Annotated in this window: 15 protein-coding genes; 11 read left to right on the forward strand and 4 right to left on the reverse strand. The window is 54.6% G+C overall.

Features of this window, described 5'->3' with window-relative positions; translation table 11 throughout:
* Positions 1–3: 3 nt before the first annotated feature.
* Together M2298_RS02950 and M2298_RS02955 are read right to left on the reverse strand one after the other, a co-directional pair.
* Positions 4–1,245: a glycosyltransferase family 2 protein gene (locus M2298_RS02950; protein WP_274875129.1), complete on the reverse strand. Its 1,242-nt coding sequence runs from the start codon at positions 1,243–1,245 to the stop codon at positions 4–6.
* Complete coding sequence (locus tag M2298_RS02955; protein ID WP_280648207.1) at positions 1,245–2,228, reverse strand: GDP-mannose 4,6-dehydratase; 984 nt, start codon at positions 2,226–2,228, stop codon at positions 1,245–1,247. The genes M2298_RS02950 and M2298_RS02955 overlap by 1 nt, the downstream gene beginning before the upstream one ends.
* Positions 2,229–2,465: 237 nt before the next feature.
* On the opposite strand from M2298_RS02955, the gene M2298_RS02960 reads away from it, so the two are divergent.
* The gene (locus M2298_RS02960; protein ID WP_280648208.1) at positions 2,466–3,182 is read left to right on the forward strand and encodes a hypothetical protein; all 717 of its coding nucleotides are present in this window, start codon (positions 2,466–2,468) and stop codon (positions 3,180–3,182) included.
* On the opposite strand, the gene M2298_RS02965 is transcribed toward M2298_RS02960, so the two are convergent.
* The gene (locus M2298_RS02965) at positions 3,179–4,927 is read right to left on the reverse strand and encodes a phospho-sugar mutase (protein ID WP_280648209.1); all 1,749 of its coding nucleotides are present in this window, start codon (positions 4,925–4,927) and stop codon (positions 3,179–3,181) included. The genes M2298_RS02960 and M2298_RS02965 overlap by 4 nt on opposite strands.
* Before the next feature lie 227 nt (positions 4,928–5,154).
* Between M2298_RS02965 and M2298_RS02970 the strand changes: the two genes are divergently transcribed.
* The 10 genes from M2298_RS02970 (at position 5,155) to M2298_RS03015 (ending at position 17,558) form a co-directional block, all read left to right on the forward strand.
* On the forward strand, positions 5,155–6,123 hold the full coding sequence (locus M2298_RS02970) for a GDP-mannose 4,6-dehydratase (RefSeq protein WP_274875133.1): 969 nt from the start codon (positions 5,155–5,157) through the stop codon (positions 6,121–6,123).
* Between the two features lie 291 nt (positions 6,124–6,414).
* On the forward strand, positions 6,415–7,440 hold the full coding sequence (locus M2298_RS02975) for an asparaginase (RefSeq protein ID WP_122963232.1): 1,026 nt from the start codon (positions 6,415–6,417) through the stop codon (positions 7,438–7,440).
* A 69-nt stretch (positions 7,441–7,509) separates the two neighbouring features.
* Positions 7,510–9,180 carry a peptide ABC transporter substrate-binding protein gene (locus M2298_RS02980; RefSeq protein ID WP_217021969.1) on the forward strand — a complete coding sequence of 557 codons (1,671 nt, stop codon included), beginning with the start codon at positions 7,510–7,512 and terminating at the stop codon, positions 9,178–9,180.
* Between the two features lie 74 nt (positions 9,181–9,254).
* Positions 9,255–11,330 (forward strand): sigma-54 interaction domain-containing protein, encoded by a 2,076-nt coding sequence (locus M2298_RS02985; RefSeq protein ID WP_173596267.1) that lies wholly within the window; start codon positions 9,255–9,257, stop codon positions 11,328–11,330.
* On the forward strand, positions 11,327–12,763 hold the full coding sequence (gene pepV / locus M2298_RS02990) for a dipeptidase PepV (protein WP_274875134.1): 1,437 nt from the start codon (positions 11,327–11,329) through the stop codon (positions 12,761–12,763). Before M2298_RS02985 ends, pepV begins: the two co-directional genes overlap by 4 nt.
* A gap of 15 nt (positions 12,764–12,778) precedes the next feature.
* A complete protein-coding gene (locus M2298_RS02995; protein WP_063227133.1) occupies positions 12,779–13,711 on the forward strand; it encodes an ABC transporter permease in 933 nt (310 codons plus the stop codon).
* Between the two features lie 9 nt (positions 13,712–13,720).
* Positions 13,721–14,656 carry an ABC transporter permease gene (locus M2298_RS03000; RefSeq protein ID WP_167470244.1) on the forward strand — a complete coding sequence of 312 codons (936 nt, stop codon included), beginning with the start codon at positions 13,721–13,723 and terminating at the stop codon, positions 14,654–14,656.
* A gap of 17 nt (positions 14,657–14,673) precedes the next feature.
* Complete coding sequence (locus M2298_RS03005) at positions 14,674–15,702, forward strand: ABC transporter ATP-binding protein (protein ID WP_122963237.1); 1,029 nt, start codon at positions 14,674–14,676, stop codon at positions 15,700–15,702.
* Positions 15,699–16,649: an ABC transporter ATP-binding protein gene (locus M2298_RS03010; protein ID WP_122963238.1), complete on the forward strand. Its 951-nt coding sequence runs from the start codon at positions 15,699–15,701 to the stop codon at positions 16,647–16,649. Before M2298_RS03005 ends, M2298_RS03010 begins: the two co-directional genes overlap by 4 nt.
* Positions 16,650–16,931: 282 nt before the next feature.
* Positions 16,932–17,558 carry a hypothetical protein gene (locus tag M2298_RS03015; protein ID WP_280648210.1) on the forward strand — a complete coding sequence of 209 codons (627 nt, stop codon included), beginning with the start codon at positions 16,932–16,934 and terminating at the stop codon, positions 17,556–17,558.
* On the opposite strand, the gene M2298_RS03020 is transcribed toward M2298_RS03015, so the two are convergent.
* Positions 17,536–17,913, reverse strand: coding sequence for a DUF3899 domain-containing protein (locus M2298_RS03020; RefSeq protein WP_242772068.1), 378 nt, complete (start codon positions 17,911–17,913; stop codon positions 17,536–17,538). The two genes, M2298_RS03015 and M2298_RS03020, sit on opposite strands and share 23 nt — an antisense overlap.
* Positions 17,914–18,091 lie beyond the last annotated feature (178 nt).

An 18,091-nucleotide genomic window follows, 5' to 3' on the forward strand; every position in this document is an offset into this window, starting at 1 on the left:
TGGTCACAGCGAAGGGACTGGCTGCCTGTTTTTCAACAACCAGTTGGCGACATCCCGAGGATTTTTTTTGTATTCCAAGTAAAACTGGTATTCCTGGGCAGAGAGCGGCATCGCGTTTTGCACCTGGAAGCTGACCGTGCCGATGCTTGCCGCCATTTCTGTTTCCGGCAAAATTTGCTGCCTGCTGCACACCAGCTCGACGACGGCATTCGGCGTAGTAACTGGGAATACGATGCTCGTTTCAAAGTGACCGGCCGGAATGACGTGATGAGCGGTCGGCACTTGATCGACCATGACGTGGACGTGAACAGGCTGGTTGAATAACGTATTGATGCCTTTGATGACCAGAGCATGCATCGGCTGGGCCGGATCGACGTACAGATGCATCCGGTAGCGCGGCGGGACCCAGAAGGAAGCATGGCGATTGCTGTCCACGAGCAGGGGAGTATTTCCGAAGACCCGATGACTTTTGAACAGATCGAGATACCAGAACACGCCTTTGTTCGGATAGTGCGTAAGAAAATGATACAGCCAGTGATTGGCGACGGTGCCGAAGTGCCGGACGCTGGCCAGCAATATTTCCGGCAGTCCGAGATCGACCTCCAGCGCGACGGACTTGCAGGCTGCATGCAGGCGGGAGGCAGCGAGAAAATCGTGAATGTAGCCGACCTGATGCGTTTTGGACAGGCGCATCCACAAGTCGTAGTCCATGCAATAGTGCAAGTTTTCGTCCACACCGCCGACAGCTTGAAAGACTTCTTTGCGGATGAAGGCAGTCGGTTGGCAAATGATGCAAAACAGAAACAGGGCCTGACGGGAAAACGGCTTTGTCGGGTAGACGCTGGTAATCTTGTCCTCGGCGTTGATGTGCAGGGCGTTCCCGTACACCATCGACCACTGCGGGTTGGTTTGCAGCGCAGAGATGGCTTTGCCGACAGCGCCATTCAAATACTTGTCATCCGAGTTCAGCCAGCCGATGATCTGGCCTTTTGCCAGTGCCAAGCCTTTGTTGATGGCGTGCGACTGGCCCCGGTCAGGCTCGGAAACGAAGCGGAAGCGCTGTTTTTCATGGGCGTATTCCTGCAAAATCTCCAAAGTCCCGTCTGTGGAACCGCCGTCGACGACGATGTGTTCGATGTTCGGATAGTCCTGGCTGCGCACACTCTCGATCGTTTGCCTGATAAAGGCGGCCTGATTGAAGGAAGGCGTAATGATACTGACTAGCGGCAAGTTTTGCGATCCCATCAACTGCCCTCCTTTTCCCCGGCTTGTGCTTGCAAAGTGTCTCGCCAATATTGAAGTAAGTCGTGCATCGTCTGGTGAAAAGGAATTTCCGGCTGCCAGCCCGTTTGCGTGCAAAAAGCGCTGGCGTCGCCGAGCAGTACCGCTACGTCGGAGGGGCGCAGCCGCTTGGGATCGACGAGAATCTGCACAGGCGCGGAAGTGAAGGACAGGAGGGTATGCAATACTTCTTCGATCGTTCGCGTGTTCCCCGAAGAGATGTTGTAGACGCTCCCGGGCACTCCCCGCTCCAGCGCGAGCCAATACGCTTTGACGACATCGCGCACATCTGTAAAGTCACGTCGCGCTTGCAAGTTTCCGACATGGACGTGCGGAGGCTGCAAGCCAAGCTCGATTTGGGCAATTTGTTTGGCGAAATTGGAGGTGGCAAAGCGCTCTCCCCGCCGCGGCCCTGTATGGTTAAAAGTACGCGTGCGAACAATGGAAAGTCCGTAGCTTTGATAATACTGGTAGCCGAGAAAATCTTGGGCGATTTTGCTCACGGCATAAGGACTCTGCGGCCGCAGCGGGTTTGTCTCCCGCACTGGCAGTTCGTCAGGGTAGACGAGGCCGTATTCCTCGCTGGAGCATGCCACCTGTATTTTGCACGGAATATCAGCTGCCCGGACCGCTTCGAAAATGTGCAGCTGGCTGACGATATTGTTCATCATCGTGTCGGCGGGCGAAGTCCACGAAGCGGGGACAAAGCTTTGGGCAGCGAGATGGTAAATATGTGCCGGCTTGATTCGGGCAATCATTTGGGCGACGGCTGCGGGGTCTTGCAGTTCGCATTCCACGAGATGAAGCTGATCCGCGATGTGGGCGATATGGTCCATTCGGCTGCGAGCCCGGTAAGTTCCATAGATTTCGACATCGCCGCGCGAGAGCAGATATTCTGCCAAATGGCTGCCGGCAAACCCGGTAATGCCTGTAATCAAAACTTTCAAGAGGCTTCCCCCCTTGCTCGTGATGTTTTTTTGCAGCAGCAGGCAAAACCGTTTCCAAAAAAAGAAAGCAGTTGCTTTATATATAGTAAGAACATGCGGATACTGGCACGGCGAATGTCTTTTTATGTACAGGGAAAGTGCGGCACGCCTTTTTCTCGCCAAAGGGGAGCAGATGACTACGCCTTTCGCGCATACGGCAAATACGATGGAGAAAAGAGAACGAAAGAAGGAGGGGCGATGAACCGAATGGACTCCATCAATCTCTATGAAAAGCGTGTTTTCTCGCAAAATGGTGAAGATGGCATGATCGAGGAGTTGTTTGCGCGGATCGGGACAACGAATCGATTTTTTGTTGAATTTGGAGTCGAGGGGGGCGTGGAGTGCCTGTCTCGAAACTTGGCGTACGCGCACCAATGGTCGGGGGTGTTGATCGAGGGACACCCGCTCAAATACATTTATTTGCAGCAGACCTATGCCGCGCTCCCTCAGGTTGCCACCCATCAGGCGTTCATTACCAGAGAAAATATCGCCTCGTTGTTTGCCCAATTTCGCGTTCCGGCACAGTTTGATTTGCTCTCGATCGATCTGGACGGGATCGACTATTGGGTCTGGCAAGCGCTGGCTGCCTACAAGCCGCGAGTGGTGATCATCGAATACAACGCTTCTTTTCCGCCACCGCAAAAGATGGTCGTAGCGTACGATCCTTCCTTTGCATGGAACGGAACAACCTATTTCGGAGCGAGCCTGACATCGCTTGCCGAACTTGGGAAAAAGCTCGGCTATGCGCTGATCGGCACCGATTCGCGTGGAGTCAACGCCTTCTTTGTCCGCCGGGAGCTGTTGGGTCTGGCACGCTTTGCGGAGCGAACTCCACAAGAGGCGTACCATCCGCCAAGCTACGGCCCTGATGGCGGGGGCCACCCGCGTGGAAATGGCCCCTACCTGGAAATCTAGGCGGGCAACAGCTGCTGCAAATAGTCGAGCACCGATTTTTTCATGTTGGCAAGGGCAGTCAAGGCTGCACTTTCCGAGACGTCCCTGACCCCAAAATACAGCTTCATCTTCGGTTCCGTACCGGATGGACGGATGCAAAACCAGGCATGGTCGCCCATGATGAACTTCAAGACATCGCTTGCTGGCAGCGCCAAAGGCTGTGACTCGTTTGTCGCTTGCAGCCGACGTTCGCCAGTCAAGTAGTCCTCGATGGAGGTCACCGCATCGCCCGCGACAGTTGTCAGCGGTCTGTCGCGCAAGGCAGCGAGGATCGCTGTCATGGTTTGCATGCCGTCTTTTCCCGGATACGTAATCGAGATCAGCTCTTCCCGGAAAGTGCCGTGCTTGGCGTACAGCTCCTGCAAACGCTGGTGGAGGCTTGAGCCTTGCGACAGCTGGAACGCGCAGGCGTCCGCCAGCAAAAAAGCGGCCTGGACGGCGTCTTTGTCCCGGACGAAATCACCGCGCAAATACCCGCAGCTTTCTTCCAGTCCAAACAAAAAGTGATGCGCTCCGCTTTGCGCAAATTCCTCGATTTTTTCCCCGATGTACTTGAATCCGGTCAAGGTGTCGATTGTAGCCACACCGTAGTCAGCGGCGATCGCGCGAACCATTTCCGAGGTGACGATCGTTTTCACGACGGCAGCGTGGGCCGGGAGCGTTCCGGCAAGCTTTTCTTGCGTCAAAATATAGTCCAAAAGCAAGACGCCCGCCTGATTTCCGTTCAAGATGACATGCTGGTTAGGGCCCGTCCTGATGGCTACCCCGAGCCTGTCTCCATCCGGGTCTGTACAGATGATCAAGTCGGCGCCTTTTTTGCGAGCGTGCTTCAAGGCAAATCGAAAGCTTTCCGGCTCTTCCGGATTGGGGGTGGAGACGGTAGAAAACAAAGGATCTGGCTCCGCCTGCTCCTGAACGACCTTTACCTGCTCAAAGCCTAGCGATTGCAGTCCTTGCGCAATCGGTACAAGCGTCGTGCCGTGCAGCGGAGAAAAGACGATGCGCGGCTGGTGGGCAGCGACGATGGCGGAAGCGGCAGGGGAGCGAAGCTGTTTTTGGCAGGCCATATAGGCGGTAAATACTTCGTCGCCCAACATTCGCAACAGACCGCTGTCCAACAGCTCATTCACTTCACGCGTTCCGATTTGCAGCTCATCTCCGGCTTGTTCCATTTGGGCAAAAATCCGGTCGGCAGCTTGCGGCGGAATTTGTCCTCCGTCTGATCCGTATATTTTGAAGCCGTTGTACTCTGGCGGGTTGTGGCTCGCCGTGATGACGACGCCTGCGGCAGCTCCCAGATGCCGAACGGCAAAAGACAAGAGCGGCGTCGGACACAAATTCTCGAACAAACATGCGGAAACGCCGTAATAACCGAGAACTTTTGCCGTTTCCAGTGCAAAGGTGTACGAATCGTTGCGCGAGTCGTAGGCGATGACGACCGCAAGCTGGGCCGCAGCCGAATGTTGCTCCAGCAAATGCAGGGCCAGCCCTGCGGCAGCCTTGCGAATCGTATAAAGGTTAATCCGGTTGATTCCCGGTTCCATGACCCCGCGCATGCCACCTGTACCGAAGGCAATCGGCTTGTAAAAGCAGTCTTCCAGCTTTTGCCCGTCGCCTTCCAGTTGCTCCAGGTGGCGCTGAAGCTGCGGGTCCAGGTCTGTGTATTGCTTCCAGCGCGTATAATGCTTGTGCCAATCCATCTGCATGCCAAACCTCACTTCCCGTCAAAAAAGTCTTGCCTCTTTCCTAGCGTATTAAGGAAAAGGGCGGGAAGTGAGGGAGGAGCAAAAGATCATTCGCAAGAGACAGGGCGGAGGCACATGCGAAAAACGAAGTTGCTGCAAGTGTCCAGCCCTGTTTTTGAACGAATGCGCGCAGGGTGGCATATGCTTTTAACGATTGGGATTGGATCAGGCCAGGGGAGAGGTGACGCATGAAAACAGCTTTCCTTACAGGAATAACCGGGCAGGACGGTGCGTATTTGGCGAAGTTTTTGCTGGACAAAGGCTATCGCGTGGCAGGACTTGTGCCGCGCCGCAGCACCGTCGATCGTTGGCGGCTGGAATATTTGGGCATTGCCGATGAAATCGAGTACAAGGACGGCGATATTTTGGATTTGTCGTCTTTGACCAGGGCGCTCAAAAGCGTGAAGCCGGATGAGCTGTATCATTTGGCGGCGCAAAGCTTTGTCGGCTCATCGTGGGAGCAGCCCGTCTTGACGGCGCAATCGACCGGGATGGGTGTTTTGCATGTGCTGGAGGCCATTCGCGAGACGAATCCCGCGATCAAAATGTATCAAGCTTCCTCAAGCGAGCTGTACGGACTGATCCAGGAGCCGCAGCAATCGGAGCAAACCCCGTTTTATCCGCGCAGTCCGTATGCGGTATCCAAGCTGTTCGGCTACTGGATGACGAAAAACTACCGGGAAAGCTTCCAGATGTATAGCTGCAACGGCATTTTGTTCAACCATGAATCGCCGTTGCGCGGGCTTGAATTTGTCACCCGAAAAGTAACCGACGCTGTGGCCAGAATCGCCGCGAACAAACAAAAAGAGCTGCGGCTCGGCAATATAGCGGCCAAACGGGACTGGGGCTTCGCAGGCGACTTCGTGGAGGCGATGTGGCTCATGCTCCAGCAGGAGAAGCCGGATGACTTTGTCATTGCGACCGGAAAAACGTCAACCGTCGAGGACATGTGCAAAATCGCCTTTGACTACGTCGGCTTGAATTATCAGGATTACTTGGTAATTGATCCGAAGCTGTACCGCCCCGCAGAAGTGGACGTCTTGCTGGGAAATCCGGAAAAGGCGAAGCGAGGGCTGGGCTGGACGCCGAAGACAAAGCTGGTCGAGCTGATTCACATGATGGTGGAAGCCGATATGCAGCGCGTGGCAAAAGAGTAGCGAAACAGCAGCGAGAAAACGATTAGTGACACCCTATTTCTGGAAGCGAAAAAGAAAAGGGGTGTTTTTTTGTTTGGGCAAAAACGAGTTAACCTATTGATGATTAAAAACAACCTATTAAGCCTTGTATAACAACCAGTTACCCTCTGCTGCTCCCCGCTTTTTCACTCGCTACAGCGATAAACTTGCAGAAAATTCGGTTTTAACCCTGCCTTGCCAGTGGTTGGCACGCAACTTGCTTTTGAGAAAAGTACAAACATTTCAACTATCGCGTCAAAAGGAGACTTTGCTATGAATGTAGTTGCCAACGTATACCGGGGAGAACAGGTGGAAAGCTCGCACCTTGGTCATATCGCCGTTGTGGATGCTTCCGGAACTTTGCTGTATGCATTCGGAGATCCACACCGAATGACCTATGCCCGTTCAAGCATGAAGCCGTTGCAGGCGATTCCGGTCGTGGAGACAGGCGCCGCTGATCATTACGGATTTGAGCCTGCCGATCTGTCGCTTTGCTGCGCATCCCATAGCGGGGAGCCGCGCCATCGCACGCGCGCGCTTTCGATGCTGGAACGTGCGGGTCAACCGGAAGCGACCTTGCAATGCGGGACGCACGTGCCGCGTCACGAGGAGAGCTACAAAGAGCTGATCCGTCAGGGGAAACCGCTTACACCCGTATTTTCCAACTGCTCCGGTAAGCATTCGGGCATGATTGCAACCGCGACGTACATGGGAGAAGAGGTCGCCACCTATCACCTGCCAGAGCATCCGGTGCAGCAGCGGATTCTCGATGTCGTGGAAGACATTACAGGCTATCCAAAAGAGAAGATCAACCTGGGAACAGACGGTTGCGGAGTGCCTGTTCATCAACTGCCGCTCGCGAACTTCGCCTGGGCTTTTGCCAAGCTCGTTCGCCCGGAAGTGATCGCGAAGCCGGAGCGCCGCAAAGCGGTAGAGAGAATTACAGAAGCGATGACGGCTCATCCGGAAATGGTCGGGGGCGAAAATCGCTACTGCACCGATCTGATGAATGCTTTTGCCGGGCGCATCGTGGGCAAGGCGGGCGCTGAGTCTGTCTACTGTCTGGGTGACAGAAAAACAGGGCTGGGTATCGCAGTGAAGATCGAGGACGGCGGGCCACGCGCCATCAATCCGGTCGTAAACGAGGTGCTGCGCCAACTCGGGATCGGTACAGACGGCCCGCTGGAAGTGTTGGCACAATACACAAATCCGCCGATCACCAACATGAGCAATAGCGTCGTAGGCCGGATCGAAACGCCGTTTTTGCTGACGCAAACGAGCGTGTCACTGGGGGTATAAGCGGCAGCTACCTTTCGTTGCCGTTTATCTATAAAGATTTTTTCAAAAGAAGAAGGGGGTCACAAAAAAATGAAGTTGCACAAAGGATGGAAGCTGCTCAGCACTGCCGCCCTGGTCGCGGTTTTGGCCGTGACGGGATGTAGCCAGTCGGCTGCTCCGACGAAGCAAGGCGAGGGAACACCAGCCGGACAGCCAGCAGGCGACTCTGGTGGACAAGCAGATCCGGCAGCAAGACTGAAGCTCAACCTGAAGACCGAGCCACCGTCCCTCGATCCGCCAAAAGGCTTTGACAGCACGTCCAATGAGGTGCTGAATGCGACGATGGAAGGTTTGGCCCGTCTCGACAAAGACCACAAGCCGCAGCCTGCCATGGCGGAAAAATGGTCGGTGAGCGAGGATGGAAAAACGTACACCTTTACGCTGCGCGACAGCAAGTGGTCCAATGGCGATCCGGTAACGGCGCAAGACTTTGAATTTGCTTTCAAGCGCATCGTCGATCCGAACAACGCGTTCCCGTCCGCTTTCCTCGCCTACTACATCGATGGAGCAGAGGAGTTCAACAAAGGAACCGGCACCGCAGACGGCGTGAAGGTAAAAGCGGTCGATGAAAAGACGCTGGAAGTACATCTCAAGGCGCCAGCAGGCTTTTTCCTGCACATCATCACGCAGCCTACGTTCTTCCCCGTGAATAAAAAAGTGGTGGAAAGCAATCCGAAGTGGGCAGAAAATGCGTCGAGCATCGTCACAAACGGTCCTTTCAAAATGGAAGACTGGGTGCATGACCAATCTGTCAAACTCGTGAAAAACGATGGCTACTGGGATCGCGACTCCGTCAAATTTGCCGGAATCGACTGGGTGATGGTCAACGACGAAAATACACAGTATCAAATGTACTCCACCGCACAACTGGACATGATCCAGACCGTACCGAACGACTTGAAGAAAAAGCTGATCGACTCCGGAGAGGCCAAAGTCGAATCCGAAGCGGCGATTTACTACTACCGGATGAACACGCAGATGCCTCCGTTTACGAACGCCAACATCCGCAAAGCGTTTGCGCTGGCGATCGACCGCCAAACGCTGATCGACAACGTGGTACAAGGCAAGCAGGCTCCTGCACTGGCGCACGTGCCATTCGGCTTCCCGGAACCGGAAGGCGGCGACTTCCGCGAGAAGGGCGGAGACTTCATCAAAGACAACGACATCGAGCAGGCAAAAGCTTTGCTGAAAAAAGGAATGGAAGAGGAAGGCTGGACAACCTTGCCTCCTGTAACCATGACGTACAACACAAGTGACGCTCACAAAGCGATCGCGCAAGTTTTGCAAGAGATGTACAAGAAAAACCTCGGGGTAGACGTGAAGCTGGAGAACAAGGAATGGAAAGTGTTCCTGGAAGAACAGCGCGGCCGCAAGCTGCAATTCTCCCGTTCCACCATCCCGGCTGACTACGGCGATCCGGTCAACTATCTGGAGCTGTTCGTCACCGATCACCCGGGCAACCGCATCAATTACAGCAACAAAGAGTACGACGCGCTGGTCGAAAAAATTCGCAACACCGCAAACGAAACCGAGCGCTTCAAGCTGATGCACGATGCAGAAAAAATCTTTATGGAAGACATGCCGCTGGTGCCGATCTACTTCAGCACCAAAGTGTTCATGGATCAGCCAAACATCAAGGGCATCATTCGCCATCCGGTCGGAACTCTCGACTACAAATGGGTAGAGATCGGGAAGAAATAGTAGAATAGACGAAGACAAGAGCGCAAGGGCAGCTTTGTGCTCTTGTCTTCACACTACATCTGGAGCGAGTGTCCATGCCGAAAAAAACAATTACGTTCATCGCGAGAATGGACGAATTTTTGCAATCCGTGGTCAGTCAATGCCACGAACTGGGGATATCTGAAGACATTCACGTGGAAGCGATCCGAGTGGACCAGCTTCCGTTTCGACCGATTACGCCGGGGGCGCTGGTGGTTTTGTCCACGAAAAGCATCGTCTCGCTTGTCGAGCCGTATTTGCCTGGCGATGCGAGCATTCTCGTCGCCAAGCGGATGCTGCCGTATCACAATTTGCGCGGCATGCTGGAGATTCCGAAAGGCGTCAAAGTGCTTTTGGTAAGCGATACCAAAGAAACCGCAGAGGAAAACGTTGATTTGCTGCGGGCGTCCGGCATGGATTTTGAGTTGTATCCGTACTATCCCGGAGCGGACTATCCGTCCGATATTGAAATTGCAGTTACGCCTGGCGAGCCTGAACATGTTCCGCCCGGCATTCGCAAAGTAGTCGACATCGGTTACCGCGTCATTGATTTATCGACCTGGATGGCGATCTACTCGCATTTTGGCAGTGGAAATTTCCAAAAGGTGACGGCGAGAGCGATGCAATCGTTGATTTACGTCACGAAAGAGCTGAACAACGAGATTCAGCACGCGCACCTTTTGAGCAAATACTTGGAAGCCATCGTCAACCGGATCGAGGATGCGATCATTGCGTTTGATGAGAAGGAATGGATTCGCTTCGTCAATCAAAAGGCAATCGAATCGTTGCATCTGGAGGGCAGGCAAGTGGTCGGAGAGCGTGCAGCCGACTGTCTTCCGCCGGACTTTTACGAGTTGATCCGGCAGTGTGAAGAGAATGAGGACGTTTTGGTAGATTGGGCGAACAAAACCTACTTTTTCCGCAAGATGCACATTGTCATGGAGGGCAGCTTTCTCGGAAGCTTGCTGTTGTTCCGCAAGGCGGCGGAGATCGAAAAGCTGGAGCACGACTACCGCATGCGCCTGTACAGCAAGGGGCTGGTTGCCAAATACCATTTTGATGATATCTACGGAGAAAGTCCTTCTGTGCAAAAAGTGATCCAGATTGCCAAGAAAATGGCCAGAAGCAATTCGACGGTGCTTTTGTTAGGCGAGACAGGAACAGGGAAGGAATTGCTCGCCCAGGCTATCCACAATGCCTCCCCGCGCAGGCGAGAGCCGTTTGTCGGCGTCAACTTCGCGGCTATCTCCGAATCGCTGTTGGAGAGCGAGCTTTTTGGTTACGAGGAAGGGGCGTTTACAGGGGCGCGAAAAGGCGGCCACATCGGCTGGTTCGAGCTTGCCCACAAAGGAACGATTTTTCTCGACGAGATTGGCGACGCCAGTGGCGCGATTCAAAATCGGTTGCTCCGGGTGTTGCAGGAGCGGCAAATCATGCGGGTAGGGGGCAACAAGGTCATTCCGACGGACATCCGCGTGGTCGCTGCCACCAATCAGGATTTGCAAAAGATGGTGACAGAAGGCTCTTTTCGCGCTGATCTGTACTATCGGCTGAACATCTTGCCGATTCACCTGCCGCCACTTCGCAAACGCCGGGAGGACATCCCGTGGCTCGCGCAGCAATTCGTGAAAAAATACTCGCTCGATTTGCGGCGTCCGCCTTTTACCTTGACCAGCGAGGCGATGAAGGCGCTGATGAACTACGATTGGCCGGGGAATATCCGCGAGCTGGAAAACGTCATCGAGTATTTGGCGCACGTCGCAGAGGAAGAGGCGTACGTGTATCAGTTGCCGTTTTGGAACGAGGCACCGGAAATGCCGCTTGTATCAGACGGGCAGGAAGAACGGTTTGAGTCGATTGCAAGCGAATACGTCAAGCGAGGCTTTTTGGAGGAGGTCTTCGCGATTTTGCAGGAGCTTGGAGCCGGGAGCGGCGGTCGCTACTCCTTGATGGAACAGCTTGGCGAGCGCGATGTGGCGATTTCGTCGCAGCAGCTGCGTTACCGTTTGAAACTGATGCAGCAAGATGAACTGATCCATGTGGGAAAAGGCAGACAAGGAAGTCATATTTCTGCGAAGGGAGAAGCGTTTCTGAGATTCCTTGCGCAGAGGAAAGCAGGTGGACACAGATGAGCGAATATTGGAAGAAGCAAGCTCTCCTGCAAAAAGAAGCGTTCGTGGACGAGCTGGTGGCGTTTCTTTCCATTAACAGTATCGAGGACATGACGACTGCGACAGAGGGCAAGCCGTTCGGACAAGGTGTCGCGACCGCACTGGAAGCGATGCTTGAGCGCGGACAGCAGGACGGGTTTGCGACGAAAAACCTCGACGGCTACGCAGGAACGATCGAGTATGGCGACGGCGAAGAAGAGATCGGGGTGCTCGTCCACATCGACGTCGTGACGGTCGGAGAAGGCTGGACGACGCCTCCTTTTGAGCCGACGATTCGCGATGGGCGCATGTATGCCAGAGGAGCGCTCGACGACAAGGGACCGGCTCTTGCTGCCTACTATGCGCTCAGGCTGGTGAGAGACTCCGGGCTTGCTCTCTCCAAAAAGGTGCGTTTGATCATCGGAACTGATGAAGAAAGCGGCTGGCTGTGCATGAAGCATTTTGCCGAGCATGACCGGGTGCCGCCTGTCGGCTTTTCGCCAGATTCGGCTTTTCCGATGATTCATGCGGAAAAAGGCCAGATCAACCCGACGCTGACGATCGCTCCGACACAGCGGAGCGCGGGCGCAGACCGGGGCTGGACGTTGCTTTCCTTTGTTTCCGGCGATCAGGGCAACAGTGTGCCGGACAAGGCGGAAGCGGTTGTCGAGCTGGGCGCACAAGCGAAAGCGAAGTTCGACTTCGCGCAGCTCGCTGCCGAGTGGGATGCCTTTTTGCAGGCAATGGGAACGAGCGGGCGGATCGAGCAAGTCGATTCAGACAAGCTGGCATTCACCCTGGCGGGCAAGCCCGCACACGGAATGGCTCCACACGAGGGCGTGAATGCGGGAACGATGCTTTCCTGTTTTTTGCGGGAAAAATCGTTTGAAGGTTCCGCATCTTCGTTTCTTTCGCTCTTGTCAGATATTATTCACGAAGATTATTACGGACATGAGCTTCATCTGGCTTGCGAGGACGAAGTATCCGGCAAGCTGACTGTCAATGCGGGAATTTTGCGCTACAGCGAAACGGACGGGGGAAGCGTTCGGCTGAACATCCGCTATCCTGCGACGATTTCCTGTGAGGAGTACGTGGAAAAGCTGAGGGCGCGCGTGGCGGAGCTGGGCTGGACAATCGCCAGTCTGCGCACGTCGAAGTCGCATTACGTTCCGGCCGATCATCCTGTCATTCAGACGTTGTCCAAGGTGTACGAGGAGCATACGGGCGAGCCGACTGCCCTGCTGTCATCCGGCGGTGCGACCTACGCCAAAATCATGCCGTACGGAGTCGCTTACGGGCCGCTTTTTCCAGGCAAGGAATCGACGGCGCACCTGGTGGACGAATATGTGGAAATCGACGACCTGCTGCGGGCGATGGCGATTTACGCCCACGCCATCTACGAGCTGGCCAAATAAACGAGGAGGAACTTCATGTCAAACTACCTGGTGAAACGCGTTTTGATGATGATCGTCACGCTGTGGATCATCGTGACGCTGACTTTTTCCTTGATGCATGCCATTCCGGGAAATCCGTTCGCCTCCGAGTCGGATCAGCTGCCGGAGCAAATTTTGAACAACTTGCGGGCCAAGTACAACCTCGATCAACCGCTGCCCGTCCAGTACGTGCTCTACTTGAAAAATTTGTTGCTGCTCGACCTCGGCCCGTCCATCAAATCAGACTCGCGCGGCGTCAACGACATGATTTCCGACGGCTTCGGCGCGTCCGCCTGGCTGGGGGCGCAAGCAATTGCGATCGCCCTGGTGTTCGGGATCACGTTTGGTATCGTGGCAGCGCTCAACCGCAATAAATGGCTGGACTATGTCGCGATGGCGCTCGCCGTTCTCGGGGTAGCGATTCCGAGCTTCATTATGGCTCCGTTGCTGATCAACTTTTTTGCGATCAAGGTGTCGATTTTTCCGGTGGCGACGTGGGGTACATGGATGCACACAGTGCTGCCGTCACTCGCTCTCGCCTTCGGTCCGGTCGCCATCATCACGCGGTATATGCGGGCCAGCATGATTGAAGTGATGAATCAAAACTACATTCGCACGGCCGAGGCAAAAGGCATTCCGATGTTTTTGGTCGTGTTGCGCCACGGCATTCGCAACGCGATTTTGCCTGTCGTGACGTTTCTCGGTCCATTGATCGCCTCGCTGATCACGGGAACGTTTGTCGTCGAGAAAATTTTCGCGATTCCCGGCATCGGCAAATATTTCGTGGACGGTATTTTCAACCGTGATTATCCCGTTATTTTGGGTACGACGATTTTTTACAGCGCCATTTTGATCGTGACCATTTTCCTGATCGATATCGCGTATACGCTGATCGACCCGAGAATCAAGCTGACCAACAAGGAGAGATAGCCTGTGGCGATGGAACATAGAGTAGACCCGTTATTTCAGCCGCTGTCCAAAAAAGGGCAGGCCAACGTCATTTCCCGGCCGAGCCTGAGCAATGGGCAGCAAGTGATTCGCAAGTTGGCAAAAAACAAGCTGGCGATGCTCGGTTTGTTCATCATCACGGCACTGGTCGCGATGGCGATTATCGGACCGAACCTCGTGCCTTACAGTTACTCGGATCAGAGCTTGTTGACGAAAAATCAGGAAGTGTCGTCCGAGCACTGGTTTGGAACTGACGAGCTTGGCCGGGACATGTTTGCCAGAACGTGGTACGGCGCAAGAATCTCGTTGACCATCGGGGTGGTGGCGGCGCTCATCGATTTGGTGATCGGCGTAACCGTCGGCGGCATCGCTGGCTACATGGCAGGGCGCGGCAAGCGGGGGGATCGGATCGATACGATTATCATGCGCGTGATTGAAGTGCTGTACGGCTTGCCGTACTTGCTGGTCGTGATCTTGCTGATGGTCGTCATGGAGCCGGGCATATTGACGATTATTATTGCGCTGTCCGCTACGGGCTGGGTCGGCATGGCGCGGCTGGTGCGCGGACAAATTTTGCAGTTGAAAAACCAGGAGTTCATTTTGGCTGCGCAAGTGCTGGGAGCCAAATTCAACCGGATTTTGCTCAAACATCTGATCCCGAATACATTCGGCGTCATTATTGTCAATTTGACGTTTACGATTCCGTCCGCGATTTTTGCCGAGTCGTTCCTGAGCTTTCTCGGACTCGGCGTGCAAGCGCCTGTGGCGAGCTGGGGAACGATGACGAACGACGCTCTTGGCGTTATTTTGACCGGAGACTGGTGGCGGCTGTTTTTCCCGGCGCTCATGATCTCGCTGACGATGTTCGCTTTTAACGTATTTGGAGACGGTTTGCAGGATGCGCTTGACCCGCGCCTGCGCGACTGATGGGGGAGAGGGAGAAAATGACGAAAAATCAGCATTTGTTAGCAATCGACGAGCTGCGTGTCAACTTCAAGACCTACGGTGGCGAAGTGCAAGCGGTGCGCGGCGTCTCCTTTCACGTGGACAAGGGCGAGACGGTCGCGATTGTAGGGGAGAGCGGCTGCGGCAAAAGCGTCACCGCGCAGGCGATCATGGGGCTGATCCCCAACCCGCCTGGCAAAATCGTCGGGGGAAAGATCGTGTTTGACGGGCAGGACATCAGCGGGCTTTCCAAAAAGGAACTGCTCGGCATTCGCGGAACGCAGATCGGGATGGTGTTCCAGGACCCGATGACCGCGCTCAACCCGACGATGAAGGTCGGAACGCAAATCGTAGAAGGATTTGTGCGCAGTCAAAAAGTGACGCGTGAAGAGGCGCGCCAGCGTGCCATCGAGATGCTCCGGCTGGTCGGCATACCAGACCCGGAAAAGCGGATCGATCAATACCCCCACCAGTTCAGCGGCGGGATGCGCCAGCGCGTCGTCATCGCGATTGCCCTTGCCTGCCAGCCGCGGCTCGTGATCGCCGATGAGCCGACGACAGCTTTGGACGTAACGATTCAGGCGCAAATTCTCGATTTGCTGAAGCGGCTGCAAGCAGAGCAGGAGCTTTCGGTTGTCATCATTACGCACGACCTCGGTGTCGTGGCGGAAATCGCCCATCGGATGGTCGTCATGTATGCAGGCATGGTTGTCGAGACAGGAACGGTCGAGGATGTGTTTGCCAACCCGCGCCATCCGTACACGTGGGGATTGATGCGCTCGCTGCCTCGTCTCGATGAGGGCGAGAAGCAGCGGCTCGTACCGATCGACGGCACGCCGCCGGACTTGTTCCAACCGCCAAAAGGCTGCCCGTTTGCGGCGCGTTGTGATTTTGCCATGGAAATATGCGATCAGCAAATGCCAGCCAAAAACGACTTCGGAGCGGGCCACGAGGCGGCTTGCTGGCTGCACGATCCAAGAGCGCCGCGCATCGATGAATTGGTTGCAGCAGGGAGGCAGGGAGTATGACAGAAGCGTTGGTTGATGTACGCGATTTGAAAAAGCATTTCTCCATGGGTCCCGGTTTTGATCTGAAAGCTGTGGATGGGGTGACTTTTACGATTCAAAAAGGCGAGACGCTCGGACTGGTAGGCGAGAGCGGCTGCGGCAAATCCACGCTGGGCCGCACGATTATCCGGCTGTATGAGAATACGGCTGGCGAGGTGCTGTTCAAAGGGAAGAACGTCCACCAGTTGCGCGGAAAAGAAGTGGGCCAGTTCAATCGGGATGTCCAGATGATTTTCCAGGACCCGCAGGCCAGCCTCAATCCGCGCATGACGGTAGAGGACATCATCGCGGAAGGCTTGGACATTCACGGACTCAGCAGAGGATCGCGCCGGGAGCGGGTCGCCGAGCTGTTGCAACTGGTCGGTCTGCATAAAGACCACGCCCAGCGTTTCCCGCACGAGTTCAGCGGAGGCCAGCGGCAGCGGATCGGCATCGCCCGCGCCCTCGCTGTCGAACCGCAATTCATCATTGCCGACGAGCCGATTTCCGCCCTGGACGTCTCGATTCAGGCGCAGGTCGTCAATCTGCTGGAAGATTTGCAGCACGATCGCGGTCTTACGTATTTGTTCATCGCCCACGACCTGTCCATGGTCAAACACATTTCCAATCGCATCGGCGTGATGTACTTGGGCAAAATGGTTGAGCTGGCTGCCAGCAATGATTTGTACGCCCGTCCGTTGCATCCGTATACGCAGGCACTGCTCTCGTCTGTGCCTGTTCCCGACCCGACTGTCAAGCGCGAGCGAATCGTGCTTCAGGGCGATTTGCCAAGCCCGGCGAACAAGCCAAGCGGCTGCGGCTTCCGGACGCGCTGCCCGCTCGCCACTGCGCGCTGCGCCGAAGAAGAGCCGAAGTGGCTGGAGGCAGAGCGAGGACACTGGGTCGCCTGTCATTTGCTAGAAGCATAGGTACGGAAACAAAAGACGCCTTTTTCCAGGCGTCTTTTTGCGTTAGATGGCGGTGGCGGCAGGTGATAGATAAAGGAGCGATGTTCGAGTCTGCCCGGTTCTGGCGCGATCCTTTGCCTAATCCCTTGGTCAATCCCTTGCAATCCGTGAATGTCCAAGCCTTCCTTCCGCGATGTCTCGTCATTTACAAGCAGTTGTGTTTTTACATATATTAGGAGTTGAGGTTTGGATGAGGTGTTTGCGAGAGTGTGGGGAAAGGTTGTTCGGAAAGGGCGTGCGACGGTGAAAAAGAGAACGATGACTGCCATTCTAGTATTACTGGCTGTTGGGCTTGGCTTGACACTCGCTTTTATAAAAAGGCAGGAAGCATCTTTGGCGGATTCTTCCGGTTATTCATTGTCAAAAGTGTACAACTCCACCAGCGAGTTGGTCGGTTTTTCCAATGTAATTCTCAAAGGAAAGATTTCCAAGGAACCGAGACAAGAGCAATTGGCCGAGCTCGTATTTCATGTGTACGACGTCGAGGTAGAAAAGCTGTACGACAACCAGACCGAGCAAAATATCAAGGCTGGGGATACGGTTGAGGTTTACCGGATCATTGGGTACGCCCCAGGGGATATCCACGAGATGGCCAGTCTCGTCGCCCCCGAGTATCAACAGCTGGAGCAAGGGGAGTACCTGCTCTTTTTGAATAGCAGTTATGAGGGAGAAGGCGACAAGCACATCTTGATTCCCAATTCACCCGAGCAGCTTTACAAAGCGAAGGAAGCAGAGGGCTTTCCTTGGCTGAAGCCGGCAGGCGAACGCTTTGACAGTATTTCGCCGCAAGAGCAGTTGCCGACGATCTATGAATCCGATGTATTCCTGGCCATCGGCAAATCGTTGCTTATAAATAGTAGAAACAAGTAAGCACCAGCGAAAACACAATCAATCCGGTCCCGGAGGCGAGAAAGAGGGAAGTCGCCACCTTGATGACGGATTGTTTTTTTTGCGCAAAAACGGGATCGTCTCCTTGCACGAGATCGTTCTCCATCATGCGCGGCTTGCGAAAAAAGAAGCCTTTGAGCTGCTTGAAGCCGCGCATGAAAACGGTGAAGAAGCCGGAACGGGTAACGACGGCAGCACAGCCGACCATCAGCAAAATCAGCCCGAGCAGAAAGCTCTGATTGATATAAGGCAGCAAGGCAAGCGTCTCGGAGGTCACCCCGAGTACGAGGCTACAGGTGATTGCTAGGACCAGGATGATGGCAAACCAATTGTTCACAGTAGAAGCACGTCCTTTTTCGAGTCAGTCTTTTGCCAGCCAAGCCGGCAGTAGGTGCAAATCGACATTTTCAGAGAAAATCCTGTTCATTTGACTTTACCGCAAATGTTGAAAAATTGCCAATGGTGTCGAAAATGCAAATTTCAAGTAAATTCCTGTTGAACCATGTTTTGAAATT

The sequence above is a fragment of the Brevibacillus sp. 1238 genome, assembly GCF_029892995.1.
Classification (GTDB): Bacteria; Bacillota; Bacilli; order Brevibacillales; family Brevibacillaceae; genus Brevibacillus; species Brevibacillus parabrevis.